This is a genomic window from Robertkochia flava (genome assembly GCF_020166515.1).
GTDB lineage: Bacteria > Bacteroidota > Bacteroidia > Flavobacteriales > Flavobacteriaceae > Robertkochia > Robertkochia flava.
In genome coordinates this window covers 520,256-539,032 of sequence record NZ_JAINZT010000002.1, presented here as the reverse complement: position 1 = coordinate 539,032, position 18,777 = coordinate 520,256, and the positions used below count along the sequence as shown (strand labels likewise).

16 protein-coding genes are annotated in these 18,777 nt (G+C 45.8%); 4 read left to right on the top strand and 12 right to left on the bottom strand.

Going from position 1 to position 18,777, the window contains the following annotated elements; translation table 11 throughout:
• Positions 1-23: 23 nt before the first annotated feature.
• Positions 24-2,258, bottom strand: coding sequence for a patatin-like phospholipase family protein (locus K7R11_RS02810; RefSeq protein ID WP_224488487.1), 2,235 nt, complete (start codon positions 2,256-2,258; stop codon positions 24-26).
• Between the two features lie 21 nt (positions 2,259-2,279).
• Positions 2,280-4,067 (bottom strand): excinuclease ABC subunit UvrC, encoded by a 1,788-nt coding sequence (uvrC, locus tag K7R11_RS02805; protein ID WP_224488486.1) that lies wholly within the window; start codon positions 4,065-4,067, stop codon positions 2,280-2,282.
• Between the two features lie 320 nt (positions 4,068-4,387).
• Here uvrC and K7R11_RS02800 point away from each other — a divergent pair, with 320 nt between their 5' ends.
• Entirely contained in the window at positions 4,388-4,957 is a 570-nt protein-coding gene (locus K7R11_RS02800; protein ID WP_224488485.1) for a 5-formyltetrahydrofolate cyclo-ligase, read from the top strand.
• Here K7R11_RS02800 and K7R11_RS02795 read toward each other — a convergent pair.
• The 9 genes from K7R11_RS02795 to K7R11_RS02755 form a co-directional block, all read right to left on the bottom strand.
• Entirely contained in the window at positions 4,954-5,583 is a 630-nt protein-coding gene (locus K7R11_RS02795) for a lipoprotein signal peptidase (RefSeq protein WP_224488484.1), read from the bottom strand. The genes K7R11_RS02800 and K7R11_RS02795 overlap by 4 nt on opposite strands.
• Positions 5,584-5,652: 69 nt before the next feature.
• Entirely contained in the window at positions 5,653-6,306 is a 654-nt protein-coding gene (locus K7R11_RS02790) for a DUF4097 family beta strand repeat-containing protein (protein WP_224488483.1), read from the bottom strand.
• A gap of 11 nt (positions 6,307-6,317) precedes the next feature.
• The gene (locus K7R11_RS02785) at positions 6,318-6,704 is read right to left on the bottom strand and encodes a TraR/DksA family transcriptional regulator (RefSeq protein WP_224488482.1); all 387 of its coding nucleotides are present in this window, start codon (positions 6,702-6,704) and stop codon (positions 6,318-6,320) included.
• 4 nt (positions 6,705-6,708) lie between these two features.
• Positions 6,709-10,107 (bottom strand): isoleucine--tRNA ligase, encoded by a 3,399-nt coding sequence (ileS, locus tag K7R11_RS02780; protein ID WP_224488481.1) that lies wholly within the window; start codon positions 10,105-10,107, stop codon positions 6,709-6,711.
• Positions 10,108-10,237: 130 nt separating this feature from the next.
• Complete coding sequence (locus tag K7R11_RS02775) at positions 10,238-12,346, bottom strand: TonB-dependent receptor plug domain-containing protein (protein ID WP_224489136.1); 2,109 nt, start codon at positions 12,344-12,346, stop codon at positions 10,238-10,240.
• On the bottom strand, positions 12,289-12,648 hold the full coding sequence (locus tag K7R11_RS02770; protein ID WP_224488479.1) for a carboxypeptidase-like regulatory domain-containing protein: 360 nt from the start codon (positions 12,646-12,648) through the stop codon (positions 12,289-12,291). The genes K7R11_RS02775 and K7R11_RS02770 overlap by 58 nt, the downstream gene beginning before the upstream one ends.
• An 8-nt stretch (positions 12,649-12,656) precedes the next feature.
• Entirely contained in the window at positions 12,657-13,373 is a 717-nt protein-coding gene (recO, locus tag K7R11_RS02765) for a DNA repair protein RecO (RefSeq protein WP_224488477.1), read from the bottom strand.
• 100 nt (positions 13,374-13,473) lie between these two features.
• On the bottom strand, positions 13,474-14,817 hold the full coding sequence (gene gdhA / locus K7R11_RS02760) for an NADP-specific glutamate dehydrogenase (protein ID WP_224488475.1): 1,344 nt from the start codon (positions 14,815-14,817) through the stop codon (positions 13,474-13,476).
• Between the two features lie 106 nt (positions 14,818-14,923).
• Positions 14,924-16,084 carry a cystathionine gamma-synthase gene (locus tag K7R11_RS02755; protein WP_224488473.1) on the bottom strand — a complete coding sequence of 387 codons (1,161 nt, stop codon included), beginning with the start codon at positions 16,082-16,084 and terminating at the stop codon, positions 14,924-14,926.
• A 92-nt stretch (positions 16,085-16,176) separates the two neighbouring features.
• Here K7R11_RS02755 and K7R11_RS02750 point away from each other — a divergent pair, with 92 nt between their 5' ends.
• The 3 genes from K7R11_RS02750 to K7R11_RS02740 are packed head-to-tail and all read left to right on the top strand — an operon-like array spanning position 16,177 to position 18,264.
• Positions 16,177-16,947, top strand: coding sequence for a DUF3298 and DUF4163 domain-containing protein (locus tag K7R11_RS02750; RefSeq protein ID WP_224488471.1), 771 nt, complete (start codon positions 16,177-16,179; stop codon positions 16,945-16,947).
• A 52-nt stretch (positions 16,948-16,999) separates the two neighbouring features.
• Positions 17,000-17,353 (top strand): arsenate reductase family protein, encoded by a 354-nt coding sequence (locus K7R11_RS02745; RefSeq protein ID WP_224488469.1) that lies wholly within the window; start codon positions 17,000-17,002, stop codon positions 17,351-17,353.
• Between the two features lie 17 nt (positions 17,354-17,370).
• On the top strand, positions 17,371-18,264 hold the full coding sequence (locus K7R11_RS02740; RefSeq protein ID WP_224488468.1) for a DMT family transporter: 894 nt from the start codon (positions 17,371-17,373) through the stop codon (positions 18,262-18,264).
• Here K7R11_RS02740 and K7R11_RS02735 read toward each other — a convergent pair.
• Positions 18,254-18,733: an acyl-CoA thioesterase gene (locus tag K7R11_RS02735; protein ID WP_224488467.1), complete on the bottom strand. Its 480-nt coding sequence runs from the start codon at positions 18,731-18,733 to the stop codon at positions 18,254-18,256. The genes K7R11_RS02740 and K7R11_RS02735 overlap by 11 nt on opposite strands.
• Positions 18,734-18,777: the final 44 nt, after the last annotated feature.

Sequence of the window (18,777 nt, the reverse complement as noted above, 5' to 3'; positions counted from 1 at the left end):
ATGTGGATTTCAATAATGAAATCTTAAAACCAGAACCCGATGCTAAACATCCAGAGTCCGTCATTTAATTCCGGTGACCAGGAATACTTCACTTCGGCAGGCCCTATGAATGATTTAAATCCATAACCTACTGCATAGCCTGAATAATCAGGAAGTGTGAACCATTCTCCATTATCAAAGATCCCATCCCCTGCATTGGAATAATTTGCAGTAAAATTCAGGTGATGACTGCCGATAAAGTTCCAGTCGGTCCTTAAGGTTCCCTTAACATAACTATCCCCTCCAAAGCTTATAAAGTCGTAACCCAGAAAATCGGTAAGGTTATTGATATACGCCGCCCCATAACCTCCCAAAACAAAATCCAGAGAGTTCACATCGGCTTCTCCCAGATTAAACCCTCCCTCTGTAAAGAGGTTAAATGCCAGGCCGGAAGTAATTGGAAGTGCAAATCCCATTTTTGCTTTAGCTATCGAAAAACTCCCCAGATCAGACGGGTCAAACTGGGTGGCTATCATATACAGGTGAAAGTCGCCATCGAAGAAAAATCCCCGTGTAGGAAAATACAGGTCATCCAGGGTGTCCAGTTTTAAAAAACCATACGTACTGAGATAGTTGGAGTTATCTATATCCACAAATTCCCCCTGGGCAGTTGTAGCTGTCTCAGATCGCAGTCGCAACCACTTATGTTCCAGCCCAAGCCCGAAAACGAATTCTTCTCCCCAGTTGGTCTGCACATAGACCTGGTTGGTCAGGTCATTCAGTCTGATATCGAGCTTATTCACCTCGGGAAGCTCCACGCGGATATCGCGGCTCGCAAATTCGAAATCGACATCCTTTTGAAAGGTATTGAAACGGGATCGGACTCCAAGACTCCAGTAACTCCCCTTGTCGAGATAATAATCGAAATTGTATCGAATCTGGTCGCCCAAAATAAAATCAAAAGACATCACGTCATCGTGCATCAGCAAATGCTTCCTGGTGAAATTTATTAATCCCCCCGTATTGTATAACCCATCGTAATGCACCCCGAGCTTTAAAAAATTCTTGGTTTTCTCTTCCTTGAGCTGCAACTCCATGTTGTACCTATTCTCTTCCCCGTTGGGTCTTAAAACATATTTTACACTACTGAAATTATTGGTGGCTGCTAGATTGTTAAAACCCTGGTCCAATTCCTCAAAATTTGTAACCTCGTTCAGCTCGTACCTCAGCTTCCCTTTGATATACCTCCTGGAGTAATCGTGATTCCCGGTTATTTTAACGTTGCTGATCACAAAAGGTTCTGCAGGGGGAACTTCAGGACGTACCGGAGGTACTCCTCCCTGTAACAGTCCCAGACTATCCAGAGGTATTCTTTGCCTGAGGGCCGCATCATAGCCGTTTTTAATTATGCGGGCGCCATCGTTAAAAGAGATTACACTGAAATCTGTAATATCGGGCTCGATATAGATGTCGGTTTTCCTGATCTTTTCGTCCATCGACCTTACGGTTCTGTAATTGTTGATCTGCAACAATACCTGAGTAGCAGAACGCAGTTCATCGGCGGTAGCCAGGGCATCCTGAACATCCACCCCGATAATCACATCTGCGCCAAGAGCTCGTACTTCATCTATAGGATAATTGTTGACCACCCCGCCATCCAAAAGGATCCGATCCCCGATACGAACGGGTTCAAAAAGCGAGGGAAATGCACCCGATGCACTGATGGCCAGTGGCAGGTAGCCCTTATCGAGCTTTACAACTTCCCCGGTCTCCACATCGGTGGCTATACAAAAAAAAGGGATCGGCAGTTCATTGAAGTCTTCAACATCACTAACGTGAAAAAGCAATTTCGAGAAAAGGCTGTACACATTCTGGCCACTGGAGATCGAAGAGGGGAAACTAATTCTGAACCTGTCAAAAGGAAGGCTCAGCGCATATTTTTCATTGTTCTGTTTTTCGTAGAAGTTCATGGAACTTCTGGGCACATACCCCTGGATAAGCTTATCGAAATCTACTGCCCTGAAAATGGAATCCAGTTCCTTTGCCGAATACCCACTTGCATAGAGGGCTCCTACAATGGCCCCCATTGAGGTACCTCCAATATAATCGATACGAACGCCGGATTCTTCTATAGCTCTTAAGGCTCCAATATGAGCCAGGCCCTTGGCACCTCCGCCACTGAGCACAAGACCCACCTTGAGATCGCCCTTACCGGAATTCTGAGGAAAAACCAATAATGAGGAACCGATCAATACCAGGATAAGGAACCACCATTTCATAAAATAAAGATACTGCGAATTTTATTGAAAAGCCTTGAATATTTTCGATGCTTTCGAAGATCCAACCACCTCAGACAATTCCTCCAGAGAAGCTTCCCGGATTCGCTTTACAGACCTGAATTTCTTAAGCAGTTCTTCAGCGGTTTTTTTACCTACGCCATCTATAGCTGTAAGTTCGGTATCAATTGCCGCCTTCGAACGCTTCTTTCGATGAAATGTGATTCCAAATCGGTGTGCCTCATTCCGAAGCTGCTGTATGATCTTAAGGGTCTCCGATCGCTTATCTAGATACAGGGGCACGGAGTCTCCTGGGTAGAAAATTTCCTCCAGTCTTTTAGCGATACCGATGATCGCGATCTTACCCCTTAACCCCAAACGGTCAAGGCTCTTCAGGGCTGCATTTAACTGGCCCTTCCCTCCATCGATAACGATTAACTGAGGAAGGTCCTGATCTTCTTCCAGCATTCGCCGGTAACGACGGTGCACCACCTCTTCCATTGAGGCAAAGTCGTCCGGCCCTTCCACGGTCTTTATGTTGAAATGGCGGTATTCCTTCTTACTGGGTTTTCCATCTTTAAATACCACACAGGCTGCCACAGGATTGGTTCCCTGAATGTTCGAATTATCAAAACACTCAATGTGCCTGGGCTCTGCAGAAAGCCGAAGATCCTTCTTCATCTGCTCCATGATACGCTTCACATGACGGTCCGGATCTGTAATCCTGATCTGTTTGAATTTTTCCTGCCTGTATAGTTTCGCATTGCGTTCCGACAACTCGACGATCCTTTTCTTATCCCCGAGTTTAGGCACTGTTACCTTGATATCTTCCCCAACCTCTACCTTAAAGGGGGTATAGATCTCCCGTGATCTCGAGTGAAACTTATTTCGCATATCCGTAATGGCAAGCTCCAGCAATTCCTTGTCAGATTCATCGAGTTTCTTTTTGATCTCCACCGTATGTGCCCGTATAATAGACCCATAAGACAATTGCAAAAAATTGACATAGGCAAAACCCTCGTCAGCAACTATACTAAAAACATCTACATTGCTGATCTTAGGATTTACCACTGTTGATTTTACCTGGTAATTCTGGAGTACTTCCATCTTTTCTTTGATGCGCTGTGCATCTTCGAATCGCATCTCTTCCGCGTAAGAGTTCATAAGCGCACGGAAATGCCGGAGTGAATCCTTAAAATCCCCTTTGATGATCTTCCTGATCTCTTCCACCTGTTGGTTGTAATCGGCTTCTGAGTGCAACCCCTCGCATGGCCCTTTACAATTTCCCAGGTGGTATTCCAGGCAAACCTTATATTTTCCTGAATCCACCTTCTCCGAGGCCAGGTCGTAGTTACACGTTCTCAGGGCATAGAGTCCCTTTATAAGATCCAGCAATGTTCTTATGGTTTTCATACTGGTATACGGCCCGAAGTATTCTGAACCGTCACGTACTACCTTCCGGGTGGGAAATATTCTTGGGAAACGCTCATTTTTTATACAGATCCACGGGTAGGTCTTATCATCTTTAAGCATGACATTATACCGCGGCTGGTATTTCTTAATGAGATTGTTCTCCAACAGCAGGGCATCGGTCTCTGTGGGAACGACAACATGACGGATACCTCTTATCTTTTTAACCAGCACCCTGGTCTTTCCACTGTCATGGGTTTTCTGAAAATAGGAAGCGACCCGCCTTTTAAGGTTCTTTGCCTTACCGACATAGAGCAATTTCTCATCCTTATCATAGAATTGGTATACGCCCGGACTCTCCGGTAAGGTCTTTAATTGTACGTCTAAATTGGCATTTGTCATTTTTACACCTCCTGTTAAACGTCGGGAGCATGTTCCCGGGCAGCATTCCCCGAGGGCAGTAATCCTCATGCTCTTGCAACCCTTTAAAAATAGAACATCAGGATTGATAAATAAAATCAACTTGACACGATCCTCCCTATAATTTCCAACTTCCCTCTGCAGGCTTCTGTACCCTGCACCTATGTATACTCAATATCTTTTCAGGGAGAACCTGTAAAACCTAGATCAATTTCATCCTTAATTTGTACTTTCACCCCATTAAAATGGCGGGATCGCGTTTCTCAACAGATCAGTCATCAGATAATTGTACGCTTTTAACTATGAATAAAACAGCACTGAGAAAACTTTATAAGGAGAAACGTCAGACTCTGGATCAGGACACTCTGGAGGAGTTAAGCATTCACATTGCCAACCAGGCGCTCAGGGCCAAAATATGGCACAATAATACCTTCCACCTGTTTCTTCCTATTGCAAAGCACAGGGAAGTGGACACGACCTTCCTGTTAACTGCCATCCAGGGGAAAGACAAGAATGTCGTGATTTCAAGATCAAATTTCGCTGATGGAAGTATGAAACATTACCTGCTTACCGACAGCACTTCAATAAAGAACAACAGTTTTGGAATTCCGGAACCTGTATCGGGTATCGAAATAGCACCAACAGAGTTGGATGTGGTGTTCGTGCCGCTCCTGGCTTTTGACCGATCTGGAAACCGGGTAGGTTATGGCAAGGGTTTTTACGACAGATTTCTTAATTCTTGCCGTAAGGACACACTTAAAATAGGGGTGTCTTTTTTTGAACCGGTTAAAGAGATAAGTGATCTGGACGAATACGACATCCCACTGGATATGTGTATTACTCCGGACGGGATCTTTGATTTCAGAAATTAATCCTGCTCCCTGTCTTTGGGAAATGCCTTTTTATTGAACACAATCAGGATACCCACTCCAATACTGATCGCAGCATCTGCGATGTTGAAAACCGGCTCGAAGAACCTGAAGTTGTTTCCGCCCACCACAGGCACCCATTCCGGCCAAACAGTATCTATAAGAGGAAAATGCAACATATCCACCACCTTTCCTTTAAGCAGGCTCCCGTAGGGGTCCTCGGCAAAAAAGGTGGCCACCTGACCGTAACTGTCGTTGAAGATCACTCCATAGAACACAGAATCAATAATATTCCCAAGAGCCCCGGCAAAGATGAGGGCAATAGCCAGGATCAGAATCCGGGTTCCCCCTTTTTTAATGGTATCCAGCAGCCAGTATCCAATACCTGCGATCGCAAATATGCGGAATACGGTCAGGATCAGTTTCCCCGTCCCGTCTGAAACCGTGGGAATGATATCACTGAGTTTCGTACCCCAGGCAGCGCCTTCGTTCTCGATAAACAAAATTTTAAACCAGCTGAATACCTCAGTATATTCACCCAGCACATAATTTGTCTTTATGTAAATCTTTGATAACTGGTCTATAAGGATAACCAGAAAAACAATTAACCCAGCTTTTTTTAACGACATCGTTCTTTGATTCAATTTATTGAGAAGCCCCGGAGTAAAGTGTCTGGAAGCGACCCAAAAATAAAAATATTATTCTTCTTTATTTATGTATATATCTCCGTTAACCGATTCCAGGGATATACTTGAATTGCCAGACCTTACTTTTCCCCGATACACCTTTCCATAAGAGGTTGCAGCCTGCACATATCCACTTAGACGGGTTGCCCTGATCTCCGCATTGGCAGTTTTTACTTTAACCAGGCCCTCTACATTTTCCAGGAAAACAGGACCTTTGCGGGTACTTATATCCAGATCGTTGTAGTTCCCTTTAGCCACTACGCGGGTTGACGAACCAAAAAGCTCAACCATCAACTGCCGGGGCACCTTTACCTTAAGACTAACAGAGAGCACCTTATGCGCACTCAGTTTATCATTTGGATTCTCGAAAGAAGGAATAAATACCCCCTCCAGAAACAAGGTACTCCCTTCCTGTCGGGAACTTACAGTTAATTCTGCCTGGTATTCTCCTTCGATAAAAGTCTCTACCCACACCTGATGTCCCACCTCTACAGATTCCAGTTCTACCTGATAGATTTTTTCTGCATCGATCTGAATTTTGGTCAGAAACTCGACATCATATACACGCTCCAGGCGCTTTTGAGCATGAAGGAACACCGAAAAGCAACAGAGGCAACACAACATAAAAAAACGCCCTTGTTGAGGGCGTATTCTTTTATGAAACATACCTTCAGGCATTAACGTTTCTGCAGGTTCTTAGCTTCAATACTTAAGGTTGCATGAGGCACCAGCTTTAAGCGCTCCTTATTGATAAGCTTCCCGGTTACCCTGCAAATGCCGTAGGTTTTATTTTGAATACGCACCAAGGCATTCTTAAGGTCACGGATAAACTTTTCCTGACGCAGGGCCAGCTGCGTATTGGCTTCCCGACTCATGGTCTCCGAACCTTCTTCGAAAGCTTTGAATGTGGGAGACGTATCATCTGTACCATTATTCCCGTCGTTCTTGTAAGAACTCTTGAGCAGGTCCAGATCCTGTTTGGCCTTCTCTATCTTATTTTCAATAAGTACTCTGAATTCCTCCAGGTCCTTATCAGAATATCTTACTTTAATATCTGCATCCATAGTACTAGTGTTTTTGAATCAACAATTTGGTATTTACCTCATCAAATGCAATTTCCGTTCCACGATCAAGTGCTTCCTCAAAACTCAGGTTTGCGGTAAGCGTTTCATTCTTGATGTACTCCAGATTACTCTCAACGGCATTTTCAATAATCCCGTCCTTCTGAAGCAAAACATCTATTTTATCAGTCACTTCAAATCCTGAATCCTTACGTAAATTCTGAATTCTGTTGACCAATTCCCTGGCAACACCTTCCTTGCGTAAATCATCTGTTATAGTAACATCCAGAGCAACGGTAATCGGACCTGAACTGGCTACTAACCAACCTTCAATATCCTGTGATGAGATCTCCACCTCATCGATTCCTAAAGTAATACTTTTTCCATTAATATCAAGAGAAATGGAACCTTCACGCTCAATTTTTTGAATATCATCCTGCGAAAAAGCATTTACTTTACTGACAATCAACTTCATATCCTTCCCGAAACGCGGACCCAACACCTTGAAATTGGGCTTGATCTGCTTCACCAGAATACCGGAAGCATCATCGAGAAGTTCCACTTCCTTTACATTCACCTCAGATCGGATAAGGTCTTCAACAGCCCTGATCTCTTCCTTCTGCTTGTGGTCCAGCACGGGTATCATCACCTTCATCAAAGGTTGTCGTACCTTTATCATTTCCTTCTTCCTTAAGGAAAGGACCAGGGAAGAAATGATCTGCGCCTTCTCCATTCTGCTTTCCAGGTCTTTATCCACAAGTTCCTTGTTGTACTGCGGGAAATCTGCCAGGTGCACACTTTCATGTGCTTCTTTGTTTGTTGCTCCAACAAGATCCTGATACAACCTGTCCATATAGAAGGGCGCTACAGGCGCTCCAAGCTTAGCCACTGTAATCAGGCAGGTATACAGGGTCTGGTAGGCCGAGATCTTATCCTGGCCATAATCTCCCTTCCAGAAACGTCTTCGGCACAACCTCACATACCAGTTACTCAGGTTCTCCTGGACGAAATCTGAAATGGCCCTTGCGGCCTTTGTTGGCTCATAATCTGCATAGGCAGCATCTACCCTGTGTACCAGGGTGTTGAGTTCAGACAGGATCCATCGGTCTATTTCAGGACGGTCTTCCACGGCGATATCTTCTTCTGAATAGTTGAAGCCATCGATATTGGCATAGAGACTAAAGAACGAATAGGTATTGTAGAGCGTTCCGAAGAACTTACGCCTCACTTCTGCCACGCCTTCAAGATCAAACTTCAGGTTGTCCCATGGATTTGCATTGGCTATCATATACCAACGGGTAGCATCAGGTCCGTATTCCCCGATGGTCTCAAAAGGATCAACGGCATTACCCAATCGTTTGGACATCTTCTGACCGTTCTTGTCGAGTACCAATCCGTTAGAAACCACATTCTTGTAGGCAACCGAATCGAACACCATTGTACCGATTGCATGAAGGGTATAAAACCACCCTCTGGTCTGATCGACCCCTTCGGCTATATAATCTGCAGGGAATGCTTCTCCCTGATCTATTTTTTCTTTGTTCTCAAAAGGATAATGCCATTGCGCATATGGCATGGACCCGGAATCAAACCAAACATCGATAAGATCGGCCTCCCGCTTCATAGGTTGTCCGGAGTCGGAAACCAGTACAATGCGATCGACCACATTCTTATGGAGGTCCACCTTTTCGTAGTTTTCCTCGCTCATATCCCCTACCTGGAAATCGGCGAAGATATCCTGTTGCATCAGTCCGGCTTCCACAGATTTGGCCATTTCGGCTTTAAGTTCTTCTACAGAACCGATCACCTTCACTTCCTTTCCGTCTTCGGTTCTCCATATCGGAATAGGAATCCCCCAGAATCTCGATCTCGAGAGGTTCCAATCGTTCGCGTTCTGCAGCCAGTTCCCGAAACGACCTTCCCCGGTAGCCTTAGGCTTCCAGTTAATGGTCTGGTTCAACTCAAACATCCGGTCTTTTACCTCCGTAACTTTGATGAACCAGGAATCAAGAGGGTAGTACAGCACAGGTTTATCGGTTCTCCAACAGTGTGGGTAGCTGTGCACATATTTTTCCACCTTAAAGGCCCTGTTCGTTTCCTTCAGCTTAATTGCGATTTCAACATCTACCGAACGCTCAGGCTCTTCTCCTGCATTATAATATTCATTCTTAACGTACTTACCACCAATTTCAGGTAATTCTTCCCGGAATTTTCCCTGAAGATCCACCAGGGGAACGGGGTTTGCATTTTCATCCAGCACAAGCATTGGCGGAACTTCAGGCTCTGCCTCTCTCGCTACCTTGGCATCATCTGCACCAAAGGTTGGAGCCGTATGCACGATACCCGTACCATCTTCTGTGGTAACAAAATCTCCGGCAATGACCCGGAAAGCATTTTCCGGATGCTGATATGGGCTGGCGTAATCCAGCAACTGCTCGTACCTGCAGCCTACCAGGTCTGCTCCCTTCAGCTCACTCACCACCAGGTAAGGAACCTTTTTGGCTCCGGCCTCATAGGCGTCAAGTTCTTCCTGCTCTTTTACACGAATAAACTTCCCACTGAAAATAGCACCCGTAAGTGCCTTGGCCAGCACTACGGTTATCGGTTCATAGGTATATTGGTTATAGGTCTTAACAACGACATAATCGATGGCTTTCCCAACGGTTAGGGCGGTATTCGAGGGCAGCGTCCATGGCGTGGTGGTCCACGCCAGGAAGTACAGCGTTCCCATTCCCCTCAGGATTTCCGGAAGACTGTCTTCAACGGCTTTAAACTGTGCCACCACCGTTGTATCAGAAACATCTTTGTAGGTTCCGGGCTGATTGAGCTCATGCGAACTCAATCCGGTTCCTGCTTTCGGAGAGTATGGCTGAATGGTGTAGCCTTTATAGATAAGCCCCTTACCATAGATCTGCTTCAGCAGCCACCATACACTTTCCATGTATTTAGACTTATAGGTCACGTAAGGGTCTTCCATATCCACCCAGTACCCTATCTTACGCGTCATATCATTCCAGATATCGGTGTAGCGCATTACGGCAGTTTTACAGGCCGCATTGTACTCTTCCACAGATATTTTTGTCCCGATATCCTCCTTGGTGATCCCAAGCTCCTTTTCCACCCCAAGCTCTACCGGCAGACCATGGGTATCCCATCCGGCCTTGCGCTTTACCTGGTACCCTTTCTGGGTTTTATACCTACAGAATATATCCTTAATGGCACGGGCCATCACGTGATGGATCCCGGGAAGTCCGTTTGCCGATGGCGGGCCCTCGAAGAACACAAAAGGTTCCTTTCCTTCCCTCTCACTTATGCTTTTCTCAAAAATCTTATGCTCTTCCCAGTACTTTAGAATTTCTTCTGCAGTATGTGAAAGATTCATTCCTTTATATTCTGTAAAACTCATTTTAAAATACCTTCTCGTATTAAAGTTGGCAAAATTACTAAATTCCAGTCAATTGAAGCACCTCCCACCAGGATAAATAAACCCGGAGGGTAGTCCTCCCCCTGCAAAGAAGACCCGATCTGCTCTATTCTTAAAAAGTTTGCCTCAGGGCCAGGATCAGATTGATACCCGGAGCGGCAATTCCAGACGAATAGGTCCGGTAGCGCTGGTCTGTGAAATTTTCAAGAGCGAGCTGTAGCCTGGTGTTTTCAAACAGTTCATAAGCTCCCCGGAAATTAAGGGTATACCAGGAAGGAGCAAAAGGGTTTCCATTGGCATCCTCAGCATAAATATAGGCCTTGCCGCGTTCAGATACCGCCAGGTCATCATACGCCACCTCAGCATTGTATTGCATCCCGAGATCCAGCTTTATCCGATCCTTCTTCCATTCCAGGTTAGCGTTGGCAAATAACGGAGCTGCATGCCGCAAAGGCGATTCTGATCCGTCATCCAACTCCTCGACCCCCTTCACATAAGCCACAGATGCCTTCGCATGGAGGGTGTTACTGATCCGCCAGCTGGCGCCTGCTTCAAATCCATAAACCCGGGCCTTCGATGCGTTCTGAATGGCCTGTATATCTGATAGCTCGCCGTTGTATTCTATTTGGGAGCGTCCGTCATAGGTGAAATCTCTTCTCACCATGGCATCCTTTAGCCAGGTTCTGTACACCGAAATATCCAGTTTTAACTTCTCCTGCAGGTTGAGCTGAAACCCAAGGTCCATATTATAAGCATATTCAGGCTTCAGCCCGGGGTTAGGCACCACTACAGATCCAGGTTCCGAATCAAAGATCTTACCAATATCATCAATATTGGGCGCCCGGAAAGCCGTGGATGCCTGCAGCCTGGCCTGGAAGATCCTGCTCGGTCTCCAATGCACCCCTGCACTTCCTGTTAGCGCATCGGTTCTGGTATTGGCTTCCTCAAAAGGGAAGTCATAAAAAACATTATTATCGCGGAAATCGGCATAGATATCAATGTAGTTGTAGCGAATTCCTCCTCTGAAATTTATCCTCCTGTCCGGATGGTAGTCAAAATTTGCATAGGCAGCCAGAGAAGACCACCAGGACCCGTCAGGATACCGGGAAGCGATCGTTTCCCGGACCTCAGTGAAAATATTTTCTGAATACCCTTCAGATGCTATGGCGTTGTAAATGAATTCTGCTCCATAGTGCAGGGTCACATAAGGCCCCAGGTCTTTCTCAAGATCCAGATTAGACGACCAGGCGTGCACTTCCTCCATGGTATTAAAGCGCAGGTCATCGCCAAAATCCCGGTCGTGACGACTCTCATTAAATCGTTGATATGCGTTGGTGAATCGGATATGGTCATACAACCCTCCCGATGCTTTATGTTCAGCCGTAACATTGGCCATCAGCCATTTCTGCGGTCCGTAATACCATTCTGCAGCACGAGGCAAACCGTTCCGGTATCGAATTAGCCTGTCATATCGGTCATAATCGCCCGTAGCGGTATAGATAAGGCTGGCTTTAAGTGTAAAATGTTCCCAGGGCAGAAAGGTGAATTTCTGAAGCAGGTTCACCTGCCCGTATCCGGTGGGCACCTGTTTTCTGGGGTTGGAATTTGACACCACCACATCCTGACCATTTTCCGGACGCACATACTCCGGTCGGAGGTATTCTTCCGGACCATGGCTTCCCATCACCAGATCATCAAAGTCTGAATAACTCACAGCCGTTACCCCACCCCACTTCTTGCCGTTATAATTCAACAGGGTATGTGCCGTTTTTTCAGTATTGGCAGAGGCATACCGAACCAGAGCCCTTCCGTTGATCCCGGGTTTTTCTTCATCGATTTCCGGCGCTACCGTAAAGAAACTCATCACCCCTCCTATAGCATCGCTCCCATAGGTTACCGATCCCGGTCCGAAAATAATCTCGGAGGAACCTATAGCAAGCGGATCGATGGAAATTACATTCTGAAGGTTCCCTCCCCTGAAGATGGCATTGTTCATTCGCACCCCATCCACAACGATCAGCAACCTGTTCGTAGAGAAACCACGGATCATCGGGCTACCACCCCCCAGCTGACTTTTCTGCACAAATACATTTCCGGCAGATTGCAGGAGATCGGCAGAAGTCTGAGCGTTGGAAAATAATACTTCTTCTTTACTGATCACCTCTACCCGCTGCGTAATGCGTTCCGGAGCTTCTTCCCATTTACTGGCAGAAAGTACCACTTCTTCCAATTGTTCAGAAAGCGGTTGCAGTTTGATCCAGCACCTTCCTGCGCATCTCTGCCGCGTTTCCACCACTTACTTTCATACCCTATATGGGTTAAACGAAGCAGATCATTCTCCCCAAAGCCATCGAGACTGAATTTACCATCAGGACCTGTAACCTTATAGTCCTTCCCATTCTGGGCGGTTACGTATACGTTCATTACTGGCTCACCGGTCTCGGCGTCCAACACGGTAATCTCCTGGCTAAAAGAAAGGGTTGTACAGGCTATCAGAAAAAAAAGGGCAAGCAGGTTTTTCATGAATAATCTTAATTAAAGATCTCGTTCAACACGATCAGGGACTTGGGTTCGCGGAACCCCTGCAAATGTAATTGAAAATAGCTAATTAGTGATTTTAACAGGGATCTCCGTTGCATTTTATTCATTTTAACGGTTTCAATTGCATCAAAATTTATGCCTAAAAACGCTTTAAAGCACTCCAATTCTTCCCCTTCGATACACTCGTTAAGGCTATGTGAGGTAAACTCTCCTTCCCGAAGATCAAAAAAGGAGTTTTCCATATTGCTCCCTTCAGGATAGAAACCGAGGTAGCGGGTAAGTTGTATGAGAAAGGCGATATGAAAGTTAGCTACCTTGTCATGGTGATCAAGCCACTCGAAGGCCGCCTGAAGAAAATCGAATAATCCCGGATTTGATTCCTCTTCCTGCAAGGCAGAATTTAAAAGCTCCGAGAGAAACATGACCATGGTGCTTTTTTTGATATCGGTTTGCAGGGTGGTATAGTGCTGCAGTAATTTAACTTCGCGGAGGTATTCCAGCCCCCCTTTATCCTTATGATTGGCAACAATCTCCAGAAGGGTGAGCGGCTGGAAATAGCCGGCCTTAAATTTTCCTTTCCTGGAGCTAAGCACTCCCTTGACCAGATACGAACGCACGCCTGAGCTATGGGTAAGCATTTTAACGATAAGGCTGTTATCTCCATATTTAAGAGCCGAAATCACAATAGCATGTGTTTGCAGGATCATCTGAACCGGTTATTTGTGGAAAGCAGCGCTAAAAATATAAAAAAAAAACTCCCCCATGTAACATGGAGGAGCTATCTCATATAGGATTTAAAGACCGGCGTTAAACAACACCCTGAGCAAGCATTGCATCGGCTACTTTAACGAAACCAGCAATATTTGCACCTTTAACATAGTTCACATAATCTCCTTCTTCCTTACCGTATTCGATACAGGAAGTGTGGATATTCTTCATGATGCCTTTCAAGCGGTCATCCACCTCTTCCCTGGTCCAGCTCACCCTCAGGGAGTTCTGAGACATTTCCAGACCTGAAGTGGCAACACCACCGGCATTAGAGGCTTTTCCGGGAGCAAAAAGGATCTTTTTCGCCTGGAAGGCTTCAACAGCCTCCGGAGTACAAGGCATATTAGCCCCTTCGCTCACACAAATACATCCATTAGCCAGGAGTTTTTTAGCGTCATCACCTTCCAGCTCGTTCTGAGTAGCACATGGAAGCGCTACCTCACAGGCTACACTCCAAGGAGTTTCCCCTTCAAAGAACTCCGCATTAGGATACTCTTTTACATATTCAGAAATACGACCTCTCTTTTCATTCTTAAGGCGCATCACGAATTTGAGTTTATCAGCATCAATTCCTTCCTTATCATAGATGTATCCTGAGGAATCAGACAGGGTAACTACTTTTCCGCCCAGCTGAAGGACTTTCTCTGCAGCATACTGCGCCACATTTCCGGAACCTGAGATCACCACCGTTTTACCTTCGATCTTTTCTCCTCTGGTCTCCAGCATATTCTCAGCAAAGTACACCGTACCATATCCGGTAGCTTCCGGACGTATCAGGGAACCTCCCCAGGACAAACCTTTCCCGGTAAGCACCCCGGTAAATTCATTCCGGATCTTTCTGTACATCCCGAAAAGGAATCCGATCTCACGGGCTCCTACCCCGATATCCCCGGCAGGAACGTCGGTATTAGGACCGATATGACGGAACAACTCTGCCATAAAACTGTGACAGAATCTCATGATCTCATCATCCGACTTTCCTTTAGGATCAAAATCAGAACCTCCTTTACCACCTCCCATAGGAAGTGTAGTCAGACTATTTTTGAACACCTGCTCGAAAGCGAGGAATTTAAGAATACTCATATTTACGGTCGGGTGAAAACGAAGTCCACCTTTGTAAGGGCCGATAGCCGAATTCATCTGGATTCTGTATCCCCTGTTTACATGGATCTCACCTTTATCGTCTACCCAGGGCACGCGGAACATAATTGCTCTTTCGGGCTCCACCATCCTTAGCAGGATATTTTTTCCGTTATAGATCTCTTGTTCAGCGATATACGGAAGTACGGTTTCCGCCACTTCCTGTACCGCCTGGAGAAACTCCGGCTCATGGGCATTACGGAGACGTACCTCGTCCATAAATGCCTCGATTTTTTTGTCCATTGAGTTCATAAAAATCAAATAATGAAAGATTTATAATTCAAGGCCAAAATTATATAAATAATTAATTTTAACACCCTACTTTTTAAGAAATTCTCAAACGTTGTAGTTAAAATGCTCCCAGGGCACTATCAAGGTCTGCAATAAGGTCCTCAACATCTTCTATACCAACACTTAACCGCACCAATGCATCGACCACCCCACTCTTCTCCCGTTCTGTTTTCGGAATGGACGCGTGGGTCATACTTGCAGGGTGTCCTGCAAGCGATTCAACCCCGCCAAGGGATTCGGCCAGGGTAAATACTTTTAAGGCTTCAACAATGGCAATGGCATCCCTGAATTCCCCACCTTTGGGGATAAAGGATATCATCCCTCCGAAATCCTTCATTTGCGCTTTGGCTACCTCGTGATTCGGATGATCTTCAAATCCCGGCCAATACACCTTTCCCACCTTGGGATGCTGTCTTAAAAAACGGGCAACCGCAGCCCCGTTCTCACAATGGCGCTGCATTCTTACATGCAGGGTCTTGATCCCTCGAAGCACCAGAAAACTATCCATAGGTCCCGGAACCGCTCCACTGGCATTCTGAATAAAGAAGAGCCTGTCTGCAAGATCCTTATCATTTACCACAAGCGCACCCATAACCACATCGCTGTGCCCTCCCAGGTATTTGGTGGCCGAATGCATCACGATATCCGCCCCCATATCCAACGGTTGCTGCAGGTAGGGCGTGGCAAAAGTATTATCTACCGCCAGGAGTAACTTGTGCTTCCTTGCTATGGCAACCATTGCCGAAACATCGATCACGTTCATCATCGGATTGGTAGGGGTCTCCACCCAGATCAGCTTTGTATTTTCGTTTACAAGGGCTTCTACCGCTCCGGCATCCTGCATCCCAACAAAATGAAATTTGATACCAAAACCTTCAAATATCCTGGTAAACAAACGGTAACTCCCCCCGTACAGGTCATTGGTGGAGATCACCTCATCCCCGGGCGAAAGCAATTTCATCACCGCGTCAATAGCAGCCAATCCGCTCCCAAAAGCCAGACCGAAACTACCGTTCTCTATACTGGCCAGACTCATCTCCAATGCATGCCTGGTGGGATTCCCGGATCTGGAATACTCATACCCGCGATGTCCCCCGGGAGTTGACTGGGCATAGGTGGAGGTTTGATAAATTGGAGGCATTACCGAACCGTATGCCTTATCAGGTTCTTGTCCGCCGTGAATGGTTTTGGTATTGAAGGCCATTTTTTTATCGCTCATGGTGATCTTTGTTTTTAACAAATGTATATTTTGTTTTTCCCAATACAAAGAAGGATGTATCTTTATCCGCCAACAGTTTAACGCCCCGGATCATGAAGAAGAAACTGCTGATCGCCATACTCTTAAGCGCGGTCATTACTTCCTGCAACAACTCCACCACCCTGGAAATTGTTCCATTCTCCATAACCGACCAACCCTGTGATTCCTGCGCACGGGTAGCATTGAATTACCCCCAGACCCCGGGTAAGAACCGGCAGGAGCGAAAAATCAACGCTGAACTTAATCAATGGGTCATCAGGGCCATTGACCTTTCCGCAGACAACACCCCTGAAACCGTTGAGGAAGCGGTGACCCAATTTAAATCGGCCTATGAACAGATCAAAAATGATTTCCCGGATGAATACAACATGAGTTGGGAGAGCACCGTGGAAGGCACTATTTGCTATGAAGACAACAGACTTTTCGCCGTGTGCATGGAAACCTATTCCTTTACGGGTGGAGCCCATGGATACGGAAGCTCACACTACCTGCTTTTTGACAAAACACAGGGGGAGATTATAAAAAAGGAAGATCTGCTCACGGACGAGGATGGATTCATTTCCCTGGCTGAAAAAAAATTCCGCTCCAGCTTCAATATGGAAGATAACCTGCCTCTTAACGAACAGGGATTCATGTTTGAAGGCGATCGTTTTCATCTTCCAAACACTATTGGCTACACCCAAACAGGACTTAAACTCATCTACAACCCCTATGAGATCGCACCCTACTCTGAGGGACAGATCGTGATCGACATTCCTTACGAGGAGGTCAATAAATACCTCAAATACCAGGGGAAGATGAATTCGAAACAAAACCGTTCCTAATTTAACACCGTAACAAAATGGGATTTTAACACTGCAGGTATTAAATTTGGGCATGAAAAAATTCTACTATCTAGGCACTTGCGACACCTGCAAAAGAATTCTGAAAGAACTGGATCTTCCTGCTGATACAGAAATGACGGACGTCAAAAAATCGCCGCTAACTGCCGGGGATCTTGAGCACCTGTACCAGCTTTCCGGGAGCTACGAGGCCCTTTTAAACAAGAGAAGTCAGCTATACAAGCAACGCGGTCTGAAGGATCAAACGCTTACTGAGGAAGCCATCAGAGATCTTATTCTGGAGCACTATACGTTTCTGAAACGACCCGTACTGGTAGTAGATGACAAGATATTTATAGGTAACGCCAAGAATACCGTTGCAGAAGCAAAAGCCTGCCTTTCCAAATAGTTTTTACAGCATCAGGAATGAATAACAGAACCCTGGCTTTGCTTGCAGCCTTTGGAGCAAGCGCTATCTACGGCATGAACCACACCATTGCAAAAGGTCTCATGCCATTGTATATCAAACCCTTCGGATTGATCCTGCTAAGGGTTACCGGGGCGGCACTTCTTTTCTGGATCTTTAGCTTCTGGGGACCCAAAGAAAAGATCGACCCCAAAGATTGGAAGCGCCTTGTTGCCTGTGCACTTTTCGGTATGGTGATCAATATGCTGATGTTCTTCAAAGGCCTCTCCTTATCCACCCCTATCAACAGTTCGGTGATCATTACCATCTCTCCCATAATCGTTTTCATTCTTTCTGCCATCCTGATCAATGAAAAGATCAACCTGAGGCGAAGTGCAGGAATTATCATGGGCTTTGCCGGAGCCTTATTACTGGTACTTTATGGACAGGAGGTAAGACAGGATGCCCCAAATATCACATTTGGGAACACCCTTTTCATCATTAACGCCACCAGTTACGCGATATACCTGATCCTTGTGAAACCCCTGACGGCAAAATATCACGCCATTACCCTAATGAAATGGTTATTCCTGATCGCCATCTTTATAAACCTTCCGGTAACCATAGGTGAATTCATGGAAGTGCAATGGGCCAGCCTTCCCTTTGAGGCTGTCTGGAAAATGACCTTTGTGGTGATCGGAACCACCTTCCTGACCTATCTCCTTAATATCTTTGCCCTGAAAGAACTCAAGGCATCCACCATAGGGGCCTTTATCTACCTTCAGCCCATCATTGCAATCTCCTTTGCCTTGCTGGTGGGTGCAGATAAATTGAGCCTGGTAAAAGGCCTGGCTTCCCTGATGGTGTTTTACGGGGTATACCTGGTTTCCAGTAAAAAGAAAGTTAAGCCTTAAGGTCGGCAGGACGTTTCTGATGTCTCCTCGTATCCTCCCTGGTCAGCACTCTGAAGTCCTCTGACCTGTCCTGTTCATTTAAAAACCCGAGCACATCCTCCGGCAAACCGATAAGCTTCCGGGTCTCCAGATCTATCCACGCTCCCATAATTTCACAATGCGCTACGTTGCGCCCCTTGTAGTCGTAATAATTATGCCTGAACTCAAAGAACATTCCATCCTCGCTCAATCCGCTTAACTCCAGCGATACCCTCACCGGCTTCCCGGCAAAAACCTCTTTGAAATAATAGATGTGTTCGTAAAATACAACAGGACCAATATTAAGTTTATCCAATAAATGATGATCAAAACCCCGTTCGATCAGAAACGACATCCGCGTATGGGCGGCAAATTCAATATAGGCTTTATTGGCAAGATGCCGGTTGGCATCCAGGTCGTTCCATCGAATCTCAAACTCTTTAAAATACATAGATTTACTTTGTTATGCACGCATAATAATAGGTCAAAATTAGA

Bases quoted from the DNA above. Each gene is read 5' to 3' on its own strand.
- K7R11_RS02810 (WP_224488487.1), bottom strand. From the start codon at position 2,258: ATGAAATGGTGGTTCCTTATCCTGGTATTGATCGGTTCCTCATTATTG.
- uvrC (WP_224488486.1), bottom strand. From the start codon at position 4,067: ATGACAAATGCCAATTTAGACGTACAATTAAAGACCTTACCGGAGAGT.
- K7R11_RS02800 (WP_224488485.1), top strand. From the start codon at position 4,388: ATGAATAAAACAGCACTGAGAAAACTTTATAAGGAGAAACGTCAGACT.
- K7R11_RS02795 (WP_224488484.1), bottom strand. From the start codon at position 5,583: ATGTCGTTAAAAAAAGCTGGGTTAATTGTTTTTCTGGTTATCCTTATA.
- K7R11_RS02790 (WP_224488483.1), bottom strand. From the start codon at position 6,306: ATGTTTCATAAAAGAATACGCCCTCAACAAGGGCGTTTTTTTATGTTG.
- K7R11_RS02785 (WP_224488482.1), bottom strand. From the start codon at position 6,704: ATGGATGCAGATATTAAAGTAAGATATTCTGATAAGGACCTGGAGGAA.
- ileS (WP_224488481.1), bottom strand. From the start codon at position 10,107: ATGAGTTTTACAGAATATAAAGGAATGAATCTTTCACATACTGCAGAA.
- K7R11_RS02770 (WP_224488479.1), bottom strand. From the start codon at position 12,648: ATGAAAAACCTGCTTGCCCTTTTTTTTCTGATAGCCTGTACAACCCTT.
- recO (WP_224488477.1), bottom strand. From the start codon at position 13,373: ATGATCCTGCAAACACATGCTATTGTGATTTCGGCTCTTAAATATGGA.
- gdhA (WP_224488475.1), bottom strand. From the start codon at position 14,817: ATGGACAAAAAAATCGAGGCATTTATGGACGAGGTACGTCTCCGTAAT.
- K7R11_RS02755 (WP_224488473.1), bottom strand. From the start codon at position 16,084: ATGAGCGATAAAAAAATGGCCTTCAATACCAAAACCATTCACGGCGGA.
- K7R11_RS02750 (WP_224488471.1), top strand. From the start codon at position 16,177: ATGAAGAAGAAACTGCTGATCGCCATACTCTTAAGCGCGGTCATTACT.
- K7R11_RS02745 (WP_224488469.1), top strand. From the start codon at position 17,000: ATGAAAAAATTCTACTATCTAGGCACTTGCGACACCTGCAAAAGAATT.
- K7R11_RS02740 (WP_224488468.1), top strand. From the start codon at position 17,371: ATGAATAACAGAACCCTGGCTTTGCTTGCAGCCTTTGGAGCAAGCGCT.
- K7R11_RS02735 (WP_224488467.1), bottom strand. From the start codon at position 18,733: ATGTATTTTAAAGAGTTTGAGATTCGATGGAACGACCTGGATGCCAAC.